At 70.8% G+C, this 16,134-nt stretch carries 11 protein-coding genes and 1 riboswitch; of the genes, 1 reads left to right on the plus strand and 10 read right to left on the minus strand.

Going from position 1 to position 16,134, the window contains the following annotated elements:
- Window positions 1-91: 91 nt before the first annotated feature.
- From DRV96_RS16595 to DRV96_RS16615, 5 genes are all read right to left on the minus strand, one after another.
- A complete protein-coding gene (locus DRV96_RS16595) occupies window positions 92-1,432 on the minus strand; it encodes a GNAT family N-acetyltransferase (protein WP_119293222.1) in 1,341 nt (446 codons plus the stop codon).
- A gap of 166 nt (window positions 1,433-1,598) precedes the next feature.
- A complete protein-coding gene (gene prsT / locus DRV96_RS16600; protein WP_119293224.1) occupies window positions 1,599-4,382 on the minus strand; it encodes an XrtA/PEP-CTERM system TPR-repeat protein PrsT in 2,784 nt (927 codons plus the stop codon).
- 35 nt (window positions 4,383-4,417) lie between these two features.
- A complete protein-coding gene (prsR, locus tag DRV96_RS16605; RefSeq protein WP_119293226.1) occupies window positions 4,418-5,788 on the minus strand; it encodes a PEP-CTERM-box response regulator transcription factor in 1,371 nt (456 codons plus the stop codon).
- Window positions 5,789-5,801: 13 nt separating this feature from the next.
- Window positions 5,802-7,916, minus strand: a complete 2,115-nt coding sequence (gene prsK, locus DRV96_RS16610) for an XrtA/PEP-CTERM system histidine kinase PrsK (RefSeq protein WP_119293228.1) — start codon at window positions 7,914-7,916, stop codon at window positions 5,802-5,804.
- Window positions 7,917-7,997: 81 nt separating this feature from the next.
- On the minus strand, window positions 7,998-9,380 hold the full coding sequence (locus DRV96_RS16615; RefSeq protein ID WP_119293230.1) for a TIGR03013 family XrtA/PEP-CTERM system glycosyltransferase: 1,383 nt from the start codon (window positions 9,378-9,380) through the stop codon (window positions 7,998-8,000).
- Window positions 9,381-9,887: 507 nt separating this feature from the next.
- Here DRV96_RS16615 and DRV96_RS16620 point away from each other — a divergent pair.
- Window positions 9,888-10,679, plus strand: a complete 792-nt coding sequence (locus DRV96_RS16620) for a choice-of-anchor N protein (RefSeq protein WP_119293233.1) — start codon at window positions 9,888-9,890, stop codon at window positions 10,677-10,679.
- A 115-nt stretch (window positions 10,680-10,794) separates the two neighbouring features.
- On the opposite strand, the gene DRV96_RS16625 is transcribed toward DRV96_RS16620, so the two are convergent.
- From DRV96_RS16625 to xdp1, 5 genes are all read right to left on the minus strand, one after another.
- Window positions 10,795-12,627 carry a S8 family serine peptidase gene (locus DRV96_RS16625; RefSeq protein WP_235823453.1) on the minus strand — a complete coding sequence of 611 codons (1,833 nt, stop codon included), beginning with the start codon at window positions 12,625-12,627 and terminating at the stop codon, window positions 10,795-10,797.
- A 154-nt stretch (window positions 12,628-12,781) separates the two neighbouring features.
- Window positions 12,782-12,869, minus strand: a riboswitch (cyclic di-GMP riboswitch).
- Between the two features lie 231 nt (window positions 12,870-13,100).
- On the minus strand, window positions 13,101-13,601 hold the full coding sequence (gene nusB / locus DRV96_RS16630; protein WP_119293235.1) for a transcription antitermination factor NusB: 501 nt from the start codon (window positions 13,599-13,601) through the stop codon (window positions 13,101-13,103).
- On the minus strand, window positions 13,598-14,062 hold the full coding sequence (gene ribH / locus DRV96_RS16635) for a 6,7-dimethyl-8-ribityllumazine synthase (protein WP_119293237.1): 465 nt from the start codon (window positions 14,060-14,062) through the stop codon (window positions 13,598-13,600). Before ribH ends, nusB begins: the two co-directional genes overlap by 4 nt.
- Window positions 14,059-15,174: a bifunctional 3,4-dihydroxy-2-butanone-4-phosphate synthase/GTP cyclohydrolase II gene (ribBA, locus tag DRV96_RS16640; protein ID WP_119293239.1), complete on the minus strand. Its 1,116-nt coding sequence runs from the start codon at window positions 15,172-15,174 to the stop codon at window positions 14,059-14,061. Before ribBA ends, ribH begins: the two co-directional genes overlap by 4 nt.
- A 202-nt stretch (window positions 15,175-15,376) precedes the next feature.
- A complete protein-coding gene (xdp1, locus tag DRV96_RS16645) occupies window positions 15,377-15,928 on the minus strand; it encodes an exosortase-dependent surface protein XDP1 (protein ID WP_336470529.1) in 552 nt (183 codons plus the stop codon).
- Window positions 15,929-16,134 lie beyond the last annotated feature (206 nt).

Below are 16,134 nucleotides of genomic sequence, written 5' to 3' on the forward strand. Positions count from 1 at the left end.
ACGTCAGTCGCCTCGCATCGAGTGCTCATGCCCTGAAAAACGGCATCGCCCACCCGCCGCTGTCAGGGTTTGCCCAAATCTTCACAAGCTCTCAGGCCATCACGATGCGCACGTCGGGTTCGGTCGGCACGTCGGTCACCGCAGCGCGCAGGTCGCGGTGCGTGCGTCCGCTCTCGAGCGCGGCCACGCAGGCGCGCCACGCGGCGTCGGGTTCGTCGATGCGAAACCCGTAGACGCACGAGCCGCCGGGGCGCACGCCGCGCACGGCGGCCACCTGCAGCGTCGAGCGCACGCCCAGGCCGAGCTCGATCGACACCGTGCCCCAGACGTCGAGCGGCAGCGGCCGCGGCACGACGGCCTGGAAGCCCGACAGCGAGACCTCGACGACGTCGATGTCGAACGGCCCGGCATCGCTCCAGCCGTGCAGGTGCAGGCGGCCGGGGCACTTGAGCGAATAGCGCTGGTGGCGCCGCAGCGCGAGCCCCGCGGGGCGGCGCGCCGGCAGCGCCGGCAGCACGTCGCGGTACTCGGGCAGGTCGTAGATCGAGTGCAGCAGCAGCCGCCGGCGCAGGTCGAGCGAATCGAACACCTGCGTGCGCCGGTTGAAGAAGTGGTCGAGCAGCTGCGGCGTCATCACCGGGTCGTTCGTCGTGTGGTACGGGCGCGCCGGCAGCTCGATGTGGGGCATGCGCGTCTCGACGAAGTAGCGGTGCAGGTTCTTGCGCTCGCGCTTGTGGCCGTAGACGGTCTGGAAGTCGAGCCGCGCCTGCTGCAGATCCAGCGTCGCGCCCACCGCGGGTGCACCGTTGGCGAAGTCGTAGTGCTCGACGGTGTGCTGCGTCAGCCGCTGGAACAGCAGCAGCGACTCGTACAGCTCGATCTTGTTCGGGTTCACCGCAATGACGAGGTGGCGCGTGTCGAAATACTGCGTGCAGTACTCGTACATGAACTTCATCAGCGGGAACAGGACCGCGCCACCGGTCTTGCGAAACGCCGGGTGCACCGCCAGCGCCGAGACCTCGGCGATGCGCCCCTCGCGCGCGCGCACGGCTGACAGGTCGAACGCCGACTGCAGCGGGAAGCCGAACACCCCCTCGCGGATCAGCGACAGCGTGCCGACCACTTCGCCGTCGAACTTCGCGCACAGCGTCGTCGTCGTCGGCAGCGCGTGGTACGGCGTCACGCGCAGCCCAGACGGGTGCGGTGTCATGAAACCGCTGGCGACGTAGGCGTCGTGCAGCAGCGCGAAGCACGCCTCGAGGTCGTCGCGCGTCTCGGCGATGTGCAGCGACAGGCGCGGGTCGGGGTGCGGGTCGCAGTCGACCAGCGCGCGGTACAGCGCGAAGCGCGACTCGCGCGGCAGGAAGCCGAGCGCGCGGCGCACGCCGTCGTGCACGGCGCGGCGCCAGCGCGAGCGCAGCGTGCGCTTCATCGCGCGGCGGCACCGCGGCACGGGTGCCGGGTGGGGCAGGGGTGGGCAGGGCGGGCCATCGGTGACGCGACGGGCGGAGTGCGAACCGCCCGTCGGGTTTTCGGCCGCCGTCGCCCCCGACTTGAGGCGGGCGGCCGGCGGCCGCCCCGCGCCCGCGCCGCGCGCGTCAGCTTTCCTTCAGCGACTTGAGCAGCCGGCTCACCTCGGCCTGGCCGTTGAACTTGTCGCCCAGCGCGGCGAGTTCGTTGAGCGTCTTCTCGGCGTCGGCCTTGCGGCCGGCCTTGATGTAGATGTTGGCCAGCGTCAGCTTGTACATCGGCGTGTCGGGCTGCGCGGCGACGGCCTTTTGCTGCACCTCGATCGCGCGCTCGTGCTGGCCGGCTTCCGACAGCACGTAGCCCAGCGTGTCCATGAACACCGGCTGGTTCGGCGCCAGCCGGTTGGCCTTCTCGGCGTACTCGAGCGCGCCGGGCTTGCCCTGCCGCGCCATCGTCCACGCGACGTTGTTCAGCGCGATCGCGTTGTCGGGGTTGATCTCGAGCGTGGCGCGGTAGCGCGCCTCGGCGCCGGCGTAGTCGCGCTGGAACAGCGCCAGGTCGCCGAGGTGGAACAGGAAGCGCGCGTCCTTCGGGTGGTCCTTCATCCAGCCGGCCGAAAAGCGCTCGGCCTCGGCCGTCTTGTTCGCTGCGCGCAGCGACGAGTGCAGCTTGACCGCGGTCTCGCTCTGGTTCGGCGCTTTCGCGAGCGCGGTGCGGTACGCCATCGCGGCGGCGTCGAAGTTGCGCTGCGCGGCGTGGATGTCGCCCTCGAAGACGAAGCCCACCGCCTCGCCGGGGCGCTGCTTCTGCACCGTGCGCGCGGTGGCCAGCGCCGCCTCGGGCTTCTTGGCCGTCATGTCCAGCGCGATCAGCTGCTGCTGCGCGGCTACCAGGTTCGGCGTGATCCTCAGCGCACGCTCCAGGCTCTGCCGCGCCGCGGCCTCGTTCTTCATCGCCAGCTGCACGCCGGCCACGCGCAGGTGCGGCTGCGCCGCCTGCGGCTGCAGGCTCGCGAGCTTGTTGAACGTGGCCAGCGCCTGCTGGTGGTCGTTGGCGGCCATCTGCACGCGGCCCAGCGCGTCGAGCAGTTCGGGGCTGTTGGGCTGCGCGGCGACGCCGGCCTGCGCGACGGTCGTCGCGGCGCGCGTGTCGTTGTTCCGCAGGTGGTGCTCGATCAGCAGCAGGCGCGGGCGCACCGCGTCGGGGGCGGCGGCGACGGCGTCGGCGAGCAGCTTGCCGACCTCGTCCTTGCTGCCGCCGGTGCGCGCGCTGAGTTCGGCCAGCGCGAGCAGCGCGGGCACGTTTTTCGGATCTTTCGCGAGGATGCCCTGGAAGCGCGCGCGCGCGGCGTCGGTCTTCTTGTCGGCCAGGTCGAGCGCGGCCAGCGCGGCGGCGGCCGGGAAGTACACCGGGTCGAGCTTCAGGGCCTGCTCGAAGCTCGCCCGCGCCGCGTCGGTGTTCTTCTGCGCAAGCTGGACGCGCCCGCGCAGGTTGTGCGCCATCGGCTTGTCGGGCTGCTTCTTCTCGAGGCCGGCGATGGCCTTGAGCGCGGCATCGAACTCGCGGCGCATCAGGTGCGCGCTGATCAGCGCCATGTCGGCGATGGTGCCGGTCTTGTCCTCGGCAGCCAGCGCCTCGAGCTGCTCGAAGCCGTCGGCCACGTTGCCGCGCGAGATGTCGGCCAGCGCGACCGCCGAGCGGCTGCGGATGTCGGCCGGGTTCAGCTTCGCGGCGCGGCCGAAGTAGTCGGTGGCCTCCTTGACGTTGCCCGCCAGCAGGTGGGCCTCGGCGGCGAGCGCGAACGTGACCGCATCGGCGCCGGGCGCCTTCAGCGCGGGATCGATCGTCTCGAGCGCCTTGTCGGCCTGGCCGCTGCGCAGGTAGGCCTGCGTCAGCAGCCGCCGCGCCAGCGGCAGGTTCGGGGCGAGCTGCAGCGCGCGCGCGAGGTAGGTCTCGGCCTGCAGCGGCGAGCCGGCCTGCAGCTCGACGGCGCCGGCCAGCTGCAGCACGCGCACGTTGTCGGGCGTGACCTTGACCAGCGCGAGCACCGTCTCGCGCGCCTTCTTGAAGTCGCGCTCGAGGAACGCGAGCTGGGCGTCGAAGTACTGCGTCTGCGGGTGCTTCGGGTAGACCTTGCGCAGCTGCTCGAGCTGCGGCTTGACCTGCGCCGCGTCGTTGCGCGTGAACAGGATCGCCAGCGCGCCGGCGTGCGCGTCGAGGTTGCGCGGGTTGAAGCCGGCGGCCTTGCGGTACGCGTCGAGTGCGCCGTCGCGGTCGTTGCGTGCGGCCAGCAGCAAGTCGGCCTTGAACTTCCACGCGCCGTCGTCCTGCGGGAACTGCGCGATGACTTCGTCGACGATCTTCATCGCGCCGTCGACGTCGCGCTGGCCGGCCAGCAGCCGCGCCTGCAGCACGCGCGCGCCGGGATGGTCGGGCTGCGCCGCGAGCGCGGCCTTGACCGCGGCGTCGACCTGCTCGGGCAGACCGCGCGCGACGTAGGCGTTGGCCAGCGTGACCTTCAGGTCGGCCTGCGCCTTCGGGTCGTCGAGGCGCACGTCGTCGAACTGGTCGTTCAGCGGCTTGAACTGGCCTTGCGCGAGCATCGCGCGCGCCAGCAGCGGCACGACCTCGTTGTCGGGGTGCTTGAGCTCGCGCGCCTTGCGCAGCTCGACGGCGGCGCCGGCGGCGTCGCCGCTGGCCAGCAGCGCGCGGCCCAGCAGGAAGCGCGCCTCGGCCGAGTTGACGTCGGCCTGCAGTGCGTTCTTCAGCTGGATGATCGCGGCGGCATGGTCGTTCTTCGCGAGGTACTCGCGCGCCGACGCGACGAGGGCCTGCGGGTCCTTCGAGTCGCCGCAGGCGGCAAGCAGCGCGGCGGCCGCAAGGGCGGCGATGAGGGGGCGGGGCGTGCGCATCGGGTGGGTCCGTTCGGGTGTCGGTGCGGCGGCGGCTAGGTCTTGATCGCCAGCCGGTTGAGCAGGTCGTACAGCGTCGGGCGGCTGACGCCGAGCAGCTCGGCTGCCTTGGCGATGTTGTCGTTGGTGCGCGCCAGCGCGGCGACGACGGCGGCGCGCTCGGCGCGCTCGCGCACCGTGCGCAGGTCCAGCGTGTCGGCGTCGGCCGCGGCGGGGTCGGCGGGGGCCGGCACCGGCAGCCCGAGGTCGTCGCAGCCGACGCGGTTGCTCTCGGCCATGATCGCCGCGCGCTTGACGACGTTGAGCAGCTGGCGCACGTTGCCGGGCCACGGGTGGCGGTCGATCGCGGTCAGCGCCTCGTCGGTGAAGCTGAGGCTCCTGCGCTGCTCCTGCGCGAAGCGGCGCAGGAACGCGTGCGCGAGCAGCACCGCGTCGCCCTGGCGCTCGCGCAGCGGCGGGATCTGCACGACGATCTCGGCGAGCCGGTAGTACAGGTCCTCGCGGAAGCGCCCGTCGCGGATCTGCTGCTGCAGGTCCTGGTGCGTCGCGCAGACGACGCGCACGTCGATCGGGATCTCCTGCCGCGCGCCGAGCCGCTCGACCTTGCGCTCCTGCAGGAAGCGCAGCAGCTTGGACTGCAGCGCCGCCGGCAGGTCGCCGATCTCGTCGAGGAACAGCGTGCCGCCGTGCGCGGTCTCGATCTTGCCCGGCGTCGTCTTCGCCGCGCCGGTGAAGGCGCCCTTCTCGTAGCCGAACAGCTCGCTCTCGAGCAGGTTCTCGGGGATCGCCGCGCAGTTGATCGCGACGAACTTGCCCTTGCGCCTGCTCGCCTGGTGCAGCCCCTGCGCGAGCACCTCCTTGCCGGTGCCGGACTCGCCGAGCAGCATCACGGTGGCGTCGCTGGGCGCGACCTTCTCGATCGTGCGCGCGATCTTGAGCATCGCCGCATCGCGCGTGATGAGGCCCGCGAGCGCGTCGGGCTGGTGCATCTGCTGCAGGCGCTGGTTCTCGGTCTGCAGCTCCCACACGCGGTACGCGCGCGCGATCGTCAGGTTCAGCAGCTCGGGCTCGAACGGCTTGGAGAAGAAGTCGTAGGCGCCCAGCGCAATGGCCTTCAGTGCGTTGGCCTGGTCGTTCTGGCCGGTCAGCACGATGACCTTGACGTTGGGGTCCGCGTCGAGCAGCTGCTCGAGCAGCTTGAAGCCCTCCGACGTCGAGTCGGGGTCGGGCGGCAGCCCGAGGTCCATCGTGACGACCGCCGGGTTGTGGCGGCGCATCGCCACCAGCGCACTGTCGCGGTCGTGCGCGGTCACCGACTCCCAGCCGTCGAGCGACCACTTGATCTGCTTCTGCAGCGCGAGGTCGTCTTCGACGATCAGCAGCGGAGGGGGCTTGGTGGCGCTCATCGGGGGCGGGGGGTCAGGCCTGCAGGGCCAGCGGGCGGTCCTCGGTGCCGGCGTCGAACAGCGGCATCAGCAGCGTGACGACGGTGCCGGCACCTTCGCGGCTGTCGACCTCGATCTTGCCGCCCAGTTCCTGCACGTACTGGAAGCTCTCGAACGTGCCGATGCCCATGCCGGTCTTCTTCGTCGTGCTGAACGGCTTGAACAGGCGGGTGTTGACGAACTCCTGCGACATCCCGCAGCCGGTGTCGCCGACCTCGATGCGCGCCTGGCCGCTGGCGCGCTCGAGCTTGAGCCACACGCGCTGGTCGGGCTGCGTCGCGTCGAGCGCGTTGTGCACCAGGTGGCCGAGCACCCGCTCGACGCGCTCCTCGTGGCCGCGGGTCATCACGCGGTCGATCACCATCACCTCCACCTCGCGGCCGCGTTCGCGCGCCATCGCCGCCAGCCGCTGCGCGATCGGCACCAGGTCCACGCCGCTCGGGCGGCCGGCCGCGGGCGCCTGGCCCTCGCGCAGCTGCAGCATCAGCTGGCGCATCTTGTCGAGCGAGTTCTCGACCGTGGCCAGCATATCCTGCTGGAACTCGGGGTTGTCGCGGTGGCGCTGCGCGTTCTTCAGCAGCAGCGAGAGTTGTGTCACGATGTTCTTCAGGTCGTGCACGACGAACGCCGACATGCGGTTGAACGCGTCGAACTTGCGCGCCTCGAGCAGCGCCTCGGTGGCCTGCATCTGCGCGAGGAATGCCGCGGCCTGGCGCGCTGCGGTCTTCAGCAGGTCGGTGACTTCCCAGTCGAGCTCGAGCGGCGTGCGCGCTCGCGCGAGCACGACCCAGCCGATCAGCGCGTCGGCGACGATCAGCGGCACGACGAGCCACGCCTGCGGCGCACTGCGCACGCTGTCGGGCACGACGAGGCCGTCGTAGCGCGCCGGCCGCTCGCGGCACTCGTCGAGGTCGACGATCCAGCCGCGCTCGAGCAGGAACGCGGCGAACGGCGAGTCGGCCGGCTCGCGCGCGGCGCTGGGCGGCATGTTCCAGCCTGCGGCCTGCACGAAGGCGCGGCCGTCGGCGCTCTTGAGCCACAGCGCGCCGGCCGGGCTCTCGACGAGGTCGGCCAGCCCGTGCGTCACCGACGTGCCCAACTCCTGCGGCGAGTGGGTTGCCGTCAGCCGCGACGTGAACTGCAGCCACTCCTTGCGGTAGTCGTAGCGGTAGTGGAACAGGTGCTTGCCGAGGAACACGCGCAGCTTCGCACGCACCGTGCCCGACACTGCGAGCACTGCCAGCGCGGCCAGCGCCGCGACGAGCAGCGCGATCTGCAGCGCACGGCCCCACTCGCCGCCGGTGTAGCGCACGTAGTAGCCGATCGCCGACATGAACAGCAGGTACGCGCCGGCCAGCAGCAGCGTCGCCGAGTGGAACGCCGCCGCGCGCGAGACGCGCAGCTTGGCGATCCAGTTCGCGTGGCGCTTCGACGCGACGAACAGCAGCGGCACCGCCAGCGCGTGCACGACGCCGCGCACCGCGAGCGCGTCGCCGTCCAGGTGCGCGAACAGCACCGCCTGCGAGTACAGGTAGATGTCGTAGACGAACACCAGCCCCAGCCCCAGGCACAGCGGCTTGGCGCTCCAGCGCGAGTCCTCGGGCAGGTTGCGGAACAGCTGCTCGACGAGGATCAGGCCGAGCACCGCGATGCCCAGCAGCAGCAGCGGCTCGACGCGCAGGCGCCAGGTGGGGTGCAGCGCGCGCGCCGCATCGAGAGCGATCAGCGCACCGGTGGCGACGATCAGCGCCGCGGCCGCCACGCCGAGCACGCCGAACTCGCGCCACGCCGGCCGCGCGCCCGTGCCCGGGTGCAGCAGCCCGAGCAGGAAGCCGAGCCACAGCGCGTGCCGCGCCAGGTCGGCGCCGACGATCGATGGCGCCGTCGCGTCGCCGGTGACCCACATCTCGACCGCGCCGACGACGCCCCACAGCGCCGTGGCGGCGACGGCGCCGAGGAACGTCCACGGCGCCGCCGGCTGCGACTTCTTCAGCAGCCCCGTAAAGGCCAGATGGGCGCCGAACGCCGCGTACAGCAGCGCCGCCACGGCGAAGCCGTAGCCGGTCAGGTCGGTGGCGGCGGTGTCCATGGCCGAAAGTCTAGGCCCGGCGCCGCGGCGACCCGCACGGCGCCAGCGCGCCGAAGCGCCCGAGCGGAACCGGCGGCGGCGTCAACGCGAGCCGCGCGCCGTCAGCACCACCGCGATCGTCTCGAGGATGATGACGAGGTCGAGGAACAGCGAGTGGTTCTTCACGTAGTACAGGTCGTACTCGAGCTTGCGCTTGGCGTCCTCGACCGACTCGCCGTAGTGGTAGCGCACCTGCGCCCAGCCGGTGACGCCGGGCTTCATGCTGTGGCGCACCGCGTAGAACGGCACCTGCTGCGTCAGCTGCTCGACGAAGTAGGGCCGCTCCGGGCGCGGGCCCACGAGGCTCATCTCGCCGCGCAGCACGTTGATCAGCTGCGGCAGCTCGTCGATGCGCAGCTTGCGGATCAGCCGGCCGACGCGCGTGACGCGGTCGTCGTTGGCCTTGGCCCAGCGCGGCTTGCCGTCGCCCTCGGCGTCGCTGCGCATGCTGCGGAACTTGACGACCTCGAACGGCTTGCCGTTGTAGCCCACGCGCACCTGGCGGTAGAACACCGGCCCGCGCGACTCGAGCTTGATCGCGATCGCGGTGACGACCATCACCGGCAGCGCCAGCGACAGCAGCACCAGCGCGCACACGACGTCGAACACGCGCTTGACGACGGTGCGCAGCCAGCCCTGGTTGAAACCCTCGCCGAAGATCAGCGCACCGGCATGCACGTGGTCGATGCGGATCTGCGCCAGCGACTTCTCGAAGTGCGACGAGATGTCGAGTACGCGCACGCCCGACAGCTTGCAGTCGAGCAGCTGGCGCAGCGGCATGCTGCCGCCGCGGCGCTCCGACAGCGCGACGACGATCTCGTCGACGCGCAGGTCACGCGCCAGGTCCGACAGCGGCCGGTCGGACTTCAGGATCTCGTGCGACGACACCGCGATCTCGGTCTCGTTCGGGCCGACGACGAAGCCGACGATCTCGGCGTGCGGGTCCGACTGCGTCAGCGTCTGCGCGACCAGCTGCGCCGCGGGGCCGGCGCCGTAGATCAGGATGCGCGTGCGGATCAGCGACTGCGCCTTCGAGTGCGCGAAGAACACGCGCTGGCCGAATACGGCGGCCACCCCGCCCATCGCGGCGAGCTGCATCAGCTCGCGGCCGGGCACCGCCGCCGGCAGCAGCCCGAAGATCAGCCACGCCAGCGGCAGGCCGACGACGATGCCCGCCGTCGCACGTGCGAGCGACTGCAGCAGCGTGCGGTTGTGCGCGTACTCGTAGAAGCCGGTGGCCGAGTTGATCACGAACACGCACGCGGCCAGCACCAGCGCCGCCAGCAGCGGCAGCGCGATGCCCTGGCCGGCATCGCCCAGCGGCCCCAGGCTCAGCGCCAGCACCAGCGCCACGATCAGCCCGAGGTCGATCATCACCTGCAGCAGCGTGCGGCGGTGCAGGTAGTGGTTGAAGATGCGGATCATCGACGGCTCGGTTGGCGGGGGTCGTGCGGCGGCCCTTCGGACCGCGCTGGCCGACCGGGGTCACCCCGCAGGGTGTCGGTGCACTTGACACTTGACGCGAACGCATCGTGCAGGACGGGTCCGCGTGCGTCATCCCCGCGAATGGGTGGCGGGCTCGAAAACGCGCAGTTTTGCGCGCTCGCGCCTGCGCGCGGGATCGCGGCTGGCCCGTGGGGCGTGACGGCGTGACCTCGGGAGCGGCTGTTTCGGCTGCATGGGTTCGCCCGGCATGTATCGCGGGCTGTTGCACGAGCCGTGGTGCGAAATTAAGCGTTGGGCTTTGGAGCCGCCCTTGCCGCCCCCGAGTCGACGATCTTGACAATCTGTAACGGCCTTGCCTTCAGGCCGGCTGCTTGCGCCGGCTTCAAGCTTCGCAAGTGCTTGATTCTTCGAGGGCAAGCGTCCCAACGGGGTATGTTGGCCTGAAGTTTGCTGGGTCTACGCCGCATCAGGATTCGAGGAGTCGAGATGCTCAAGAGCGCAGGCAAATTGGTGTTCGCGAGCGCGTTCGCGTTGAGCGGCGCTGCCGTGATGGCGATTCCGACCCTTCAGGTTGGGATTGCAGGGGCCACTTACGACGATTCGACGCAAACGTCGGTGGCGACGTCGAACTCGTTCATGTTGTACGCGTTCCTGACACCTGGCAATGGCGCGTTGCTTGCGGACACCTATTACATCGCGGCCGCCGTCGCGCCCCGGGTGCCGTCGCCAGCTTCGTTGGGTTCGTTCACGTTCGCGGGCACGACGATCAACGTCACCTCGGACATGGTCTACGGCACGCCGCCGCTGGAGACGGTTGTGACGCAGCTGTCGGATCCAGGCGACTTGTCGGGGCACGGGATCTACGAAACCTACTTCAAGCAGATTGAGTTCAAGTTCGATTCGACCAAGCAATACAAGCCACTCAACGTTCAAGACTCTCCGGCACTGCCGTTCGAAACAGGCACCGGGATGTATTACGCCGCCTTCGAGGTCAACGTCATCAACTTGAGCCAGGACTACGCCATCCACTTCGACCTGTACAACTCGACGGTCGCGGCCTGCAGCACGAACGGGAACAACGGGAACTCATGTGTTTCTGGTGACATCGACGTCAACGACTTTGCCCCGTTCTCGCACGACGCGGAGTCTGGCAAAGGCGGTGGCGGTGGCGGTGGCGGTGGCGGTGGCGGTGGTATTCCGGAGCCCGGCTCGATCGCTCTTGTCGGGCTGGGACTTCTGGCGGCAGCGTTGACGAAGCGCCGCCGCCGTTCGAACTGAATTTCGGCGCTGGATCAGTTCAAGGGGGCTCGCTGCGAGCCCCCTTGTTTTCTGGCCAAAGCAAGGCGCGTGGCGACAAACGTCGGCCGCGCCTTCCCCTCGGGCTTTGAAGTGCTCAGCGGTAGACGGTGGACGTCGTCGACGACGTGTTGCCCGCGGCGTCTTTTGCTTCGACGCGCAGGGTGTAGGTGCCAGCGGCGATCTTGCGCGTGTTCCAGCTGTAGCTCAGCGAGCCGCTGCCGGTCGTCGTGGCCACGCGCGTGCCGTTGATGAACAGCGACATCGTCAGCCCCGCGACGCCGCTGTCGTCGGAGCCGCTGGCGGTGATCCTGACGGTGCCCGACACTTTCGTACCCGCGGCCGGGTTCGTCAGCGCAACGACCGGCGGTGTCGTGTCGGCCGCCGCGGTGTTCGCGACGTTGACGGCGACGCTCGACGATGTGGCTGCATTGCCCGCCGCATCGAACGCCCGCGCCTGCAGCGACGCCGCGCCGTTGGCCACGCGGGTGGTGTCCCAGCTGAAGCTGTAGGGTGCCGACGTGTCGGTGGCCAGCAGGCTGCCGTTGACCCACAGCTCGACCTTGCTGACGCCGACGTTGTCGCTGGCCGTCACGTCGACGGTGGCCACACCGCTGACGGTCGACGACGCGGCCGGCGACGCGATGCCGACGCTCGGCGCCTGCGTGTCGGCCGCCTTGGCCACCGTGATGGCCTGCGCCGCCGCGGCGACGGCCGCTGCCGCGTTAACGCGGCCGTAGCCGTAATACGGGTCGCGGCCGGCGGCGCCGAGGTCGACGGCGGTGCCGAACAGCAGGCCCTCAACGTCGGCCGGCTTGAGGCTGGGGTTGGCCGACATCATCGCGGCCACGACGCCGGCCGTGATCGGGCTCGCCAGCGACGTGCCGCTCCACGGCTGGTAGCTCCCGCCGCGCGAGGTGGTCCAGATGTCGGCACCCGGCGCCGACATCGCCACGAAGCTGCCCCAGCTCGACCAGCTCGTCTTGTTGTCGCTGCCGTCGGTGGCCGACACGGGGATCATCGTCGTCGTCGGCGAGATGCCCTCGTCCTTGCCGTTGTTGCCGGCGCACACGACGACCAGCCCGCCGCGGTCCTTGGCGTACTGCGCGGCGCTGCGCACCGTGCTGCTGCCGGCCACACCGACGTAGCTGATGTTGATGACGCGCGCGCCGTTGTCGGCGGCCCACGTCACGCCCTGCGCCACCGTGCTCCAGTAGGCGTAGGCGTTTGCGTCGGCGATGCGCACCGGCATGATCCTCGCCTCGCCCGCGATGGCGGCTACGCCGGCGGCGTTGTTGGTCGACGCGGCCGCGGCGCCCGCCACCGCGGTGCCGTGGCCGTGCACGTCGGCGGTGTTGGCGTTGTTGTCGTAGAAGTTCCACCCCGGCACGAGGCGCGCCTGCAGGTCGGGGTGGCTGGCGTCGACGCCCGAGTCGAGGATCGCGATCGTGACGCCCGCACCGCGCGTGTACTGCCAGGCGCCGGCGGCGTCGATCTTCGGCAGGTGCCACTGGCTGCCGAGGTAGGGGTCGTTCGGCGTGTAGCTGGCCGAGACGAGCTGGTCGAGCTCGACCGATTCGAAGTGCGGGTGGTTCTTCAGCCGCGCGCGCACGGCGGTCTCCGACGCCTGCGGCGGCAGGTCGACGACGAAGATGCGGCTGTTGCCCAGGCGCTTGCCCTTGCCGCCTTCGCCCTTGACGGCCTTGTCGACCTCGCTGTCGGGCAGGCCCGGCTTGGCCACGACCAGCAGGCGCGCCTTGGCCCACGGGCCTTCGGCCGAGCGCTGCGGCGGCGCAGCCTGCGCGCCGGCCGCCGCGGCGAGCAGGCCGGCGGCCAGCGCCGTGGCGGCGAGCCGCGACGCGGCGCGGTGTGAGGCGGACGGCCTGCGGACGTGGCCCGCGGCGGCAGGCTTTCTTGGATGGCTGTGCACGGATCGACTCCAGAACCTTGTGCGGGCTCTGGCCCCGGGTCGGTCGGTGCAAGATCCGGCGGCAGCGCGATGCGGGCCGCGGGCCGAGACGCGTCGGCCGCGGTGCACCGGGTGCACGCGGCGCCGAAGCCGGCTGCGGTTCGGCGCCGATGAATCTGGCAGTCCAGCCGTCCTGGGGCACGGGGCCCTTTAGACCGATGACTTTGCGTCGCCCGCTTTCGCGGGTTTTGCCCTTGTCAGACTCCCAACGACAGGTGATGCAGTGACGGAGATGCTAGGCGTTGGCCGTGTTGCCAGGCTTCAGCAGCCGGTAAGGGCGGGTAACAAACGCATCGCGGCGGTGTCTGTGCGCATCTCGCGGCGCGCAGGGCCTGCGCTGCCGCAGGCCCGGGGCCGGTCGCAGCGCACGGTGCGCGCTGCCGGGCGTCGGCGCCGGCCGGCGCACGCGGGCGCGACGCCCGTGGTGAGGCGCCTCAGCCGCCGCGCGCGGCCGCGCGGGTGGCCTGCACCTCGGCCGGGCGCAGGTCCGCGGCCACCTTGTCGAGCACGCCGTTGACGTACTTGTGGCCGTCGGTGCCGCCGAAGGTCTTGGCCAGCTCGACCGCCTCGTTGATCGCGACCTTGTACGGCACGTCGAGGCAGTGCTTGAGCTCGTAGGTGCCGATCAGCAGCGCCGCGTGTTCCACCGGGCTGAGCTCGCTCGTCTTGCGGTCGACGTGGCGCGCGAGCTGCGCGTCGAGGTCGGCCGCCTGCTCGATACAGCCGTGCAGCAGCGCGTCGAAGTGCACGCGGTCGCAGTGCGCGAAGCCGTCCTGCTCGCGCACATGGGCGTCGATCGCGCCGGCGTCGGCCTTGCCGACGAGCCACTCGTACAGGCCCTGCAGCGCGAACTCGCGCGCGCGCCGGCGCGCGTGGCGCGGGTTGGCGCGGCGGCCGCTGCGCGGCGGCGGCGTGGGGGTGGGCTCGGTGGTCATCGCAGGTCGTCCAGCAGCAGCGCCATCTCGACGGCCACGCGCGCGGCGTCGCGGCCCTTGTCCTCGGCGCGCGCCCAGGCCTGGGCCTCGTCCTCGACGGTGAGGATGGCGTTGGCCACCGGCACGCCGTGGTCGAGCGCGACACGCGTGACGCCGGCGCCGCTCTCGTTGGCCACCAGCTCGAAGTGGTAGGTCTCGCCGCGGATCACGCAGCCCAGAGCGACGAGCGCGTCGAACTCGTCGCGCTCGGCCAGCGCCTGCAGCGCGACGGGCACCTCGAGCGCGCCGGGCACCTCGACGACGCGGGTGTTGTCGGCCGCCACGCCCAGCGCTGCGAGCTCGGCGCGGCACGCGTCGAGCAGCTTCGTCGTGAGGGCGTCGTTGAAGCGCGCGCGCACGACGCCCACGCGCAGCCGCGAGCCGTCGAGCCGCGCGGCGCGGCCCTGGTCGGCGTGCTTCATGCCGCGGCCCGCTGCAGTGCGGCCGCGGGGCCGGCGACGAAGCCGGTCACCTCGAGCCCGTAGCCGGTCATGCTCGGCATGCGGCGCGGGTGGCCCAGCAGCCTCATGCGCGTGATGCCCAGCTGGCGCAGGATCTGCGCGCCCACACCGTAGGTGCGCAGGTCCATCTGCCCGCGCGGCGCCGGCGCGGCGCTGGCCGGCAGCGCGCGCGCGAGCAGCGCATCGGCGTCGTCGCCGGCGTTGAGCAGCACCGCGACGCCGCGGCCTTCGGCCTGCAGCGCGCGCAGCGCCTCGGGCAGCGGCCACGAGTGCGGGCTGCTGCCGGCATCGAGCACGTCCATCAGCGACAGCGGCTCGTGCACGCGCACGAGCACCTCGTCGGCGCCGCTCCACTGGCCGATGGCCAACGCCAGGTGCACGCCGCCGGTGCGGTCCTTGAAGACGGTGCAGTCGAACGGCCCCCACGGCGTAACGAGCACGCGGCGGCCCATGCGTTCGATCAGCGACTCGTTGTGGCTGCGAAACGCGATCAGGTCGGCGATGGTGCCGATCTTCAGCCCGTGCTCGCGCGCGAAGACGACGAGGTCATCCAGCCGGGCCATCGTGCCGTCGTCCTTCATGATCTCGCAGATCACGGCCGCGGGCGTGCAGCCGGCCATCGCGGCGAGGTCGCAGCCGGCCTCGGTGTGGCCGGCACGCATCAGCACGCCGCCATCTTGCGCCTGCAGCGGGAACACGTGGCCGGGCTGCACGAGGTCGCTCGGCTTGGCGTCGCGCGCCACCGCGGTCTTGATCGTGTGCGCGCGATCGGCGGCCGAGATCCCGGTGGTCACGCCCTCGGCGGCCTCGATCGAGACGGTGAACGCCGTGCCGTGCTTGGTGCCGTTGCGCGCGGCCATCGGTGGCAGCTGCAGGCGCTGGCAGTGCTCGCGCGTGAGCGTCAGGCAAATCAGCCCGCGGCCGAAGCGGGCCATGAAGTTGATCGCCTCGGGCGTCACGTGATCGGCGGCCAGCACCAGGTCGCCTTCGTTCTCACGGTCCTCCTCGTCGACGAGGATCACCATGCGGCCAGCGGCCAGCTCGGCCACCAGCTCGGGGATGGGGGAAATCATGGGTTCGATTGTAGGTGGCGGGTGCAAGTCGCCGCCCGAGGCGGTCCGTCAGCCTGCCGGACGGTCATCGCCGGTACGGCCGCCGACTCGCGCGAGGGCGATCCGGCGGCAGCGGGTTGGCGAAGGCTCGGCAAGAAACGAAACAGCCCGACCGGGGTCGGGCTGTCGATTCGAGTCTCGGTGGCGGACGCGCCGCTGCACCTCAGACCGATTGACGGCGGCGCATGCGTGCGATGGCGAACAGGCCGAGCCCGGCCAGAGCCAGCGTGTTGGGCAGTGGCACGTTCGTAGAACCTTGCGTCGTGACGGCCAGCACCTTGATGGCATCTACGCCCGTGCTCGCGCCCGACCCTCCGAAGGCGCTGTTGAATGCGCTGATCAGCCAGTAGCTCGACGACACGTTGCCCGCGTTGACCGCGTAATTCACATCGGGCGTCGAGATGTTGCCAGCGCCGTTGACCGTCGTCACGAGCGACCAGCCACCCGTCAACATCTGGGCGGCCGTCTTGCCGACAATCGAGCTGGTCGAGAACGGCGTGCTGCCGGTGTAGGCCAGCACCTGGAAGTCACCGTCTGACCCCGACCAGCCGATCGTGACGCTCTTGAGAATCTCGGCGCTGGTGAAGCTCAGCAGCATCATGTCGATGGCGCCAACGCTGGTGCTGTTGTCCATCGAATGATTGGGGGATCCCACACTGGTGCCTTCAAGCTGGTTGTAGACACCGAATCCGGAACCAGTATCCCAATAGTTCAGCCTGAATCCAGCAGTTCACCGTCCGTCATCGCGCGCTAAGCGAGCACTGGCGCGGCTTTGACGGGTCTTGGCACACTCACCCGATGGGTGAGAGCAAACAACGCATGCGCGAGGTGGCCCTGGCGGCCGAAGTGGCGGCCGGCGCGCCGCAGGTGGTGGACACGCTGGGCGGGCGCATGCACGTGCGCTGGGACGAGGGTGCGGCG

The organism is Azohydromonas sediminis (assembly GCF_003574675.1).
GTDB classification, from domain to species: domain Bacteria; phylum Pseudomonadota; class Gammaproteobacteria; order Burkholderiales; family Burkholderiaceae_C; genus Calidifontimicrobium; species Calidifontimicrobium sediminis.

Bases quoted from the DNA above. Each gene is read 5' to 3' on its own strand.
- DRV96_RS16595 (WP_119293222.1), bottom strand. From the start codon at position 1,432: ATGAAGCGCACGCTGCGCTCGCGCTGGCGCCGCGCCGTGCACGACGGC.
- prsT (WP_119293224.1), bottom strand. From the start codon at position 4,382: ATGCGCACGCCCCGCCCCCTCATCGCCGCCCTTGCGGCCGCCGCGCTG.
- prsR (WP_119293226.1), bottom strand. From the start codon at position 5,788: ATGAGCGCCACCAAGCCCCCTCCGCTGCTGATCGTCGAAGACGACCTC.
- prsK (WP_119293228.1), bottom strand. From the start codon at position 7,916: ATGGACACCGCCGCCACCGACCTGACCGGCTACGGCTTCGCCGTGGCG.
- DRV96_RS16615 (WP_119293230.1), bottom strand. From the start codon at position 9,380: ATGATCCGCATCTTCAACCACTACCTGCACCGCCGCACGCTGCTGCAG.
- DRV96_RS16620 (WP_119293233.1), top strand. From the start codon at position 9,888: ATGCTCAAGAGCGCAGGCAAATTGGTGTTCGCGAGCGCGTTCGCGTTG.
- nusB (WP_119293235.1), bottom strand. From the start codon at position 13,601: ATGACCACCGAGCCCACCCCCACGCCGCCGCCGCGCAGCGGCCGCCGC.
- ribH (WP_119293237.1), bottom strand. From the start codon at position 14,062: ATGAAGCACGCCGACCAGGGCCGCGCCGCGCGGCTCGACGGCTCGCGG.
- ribBA (WP_119293239.1), bottom strand. From the start codon at position 15,174: ATGATTTCCCCCATCCCCGAGCTGGTGGCCGAGCTGGCCGCTGGCCGC.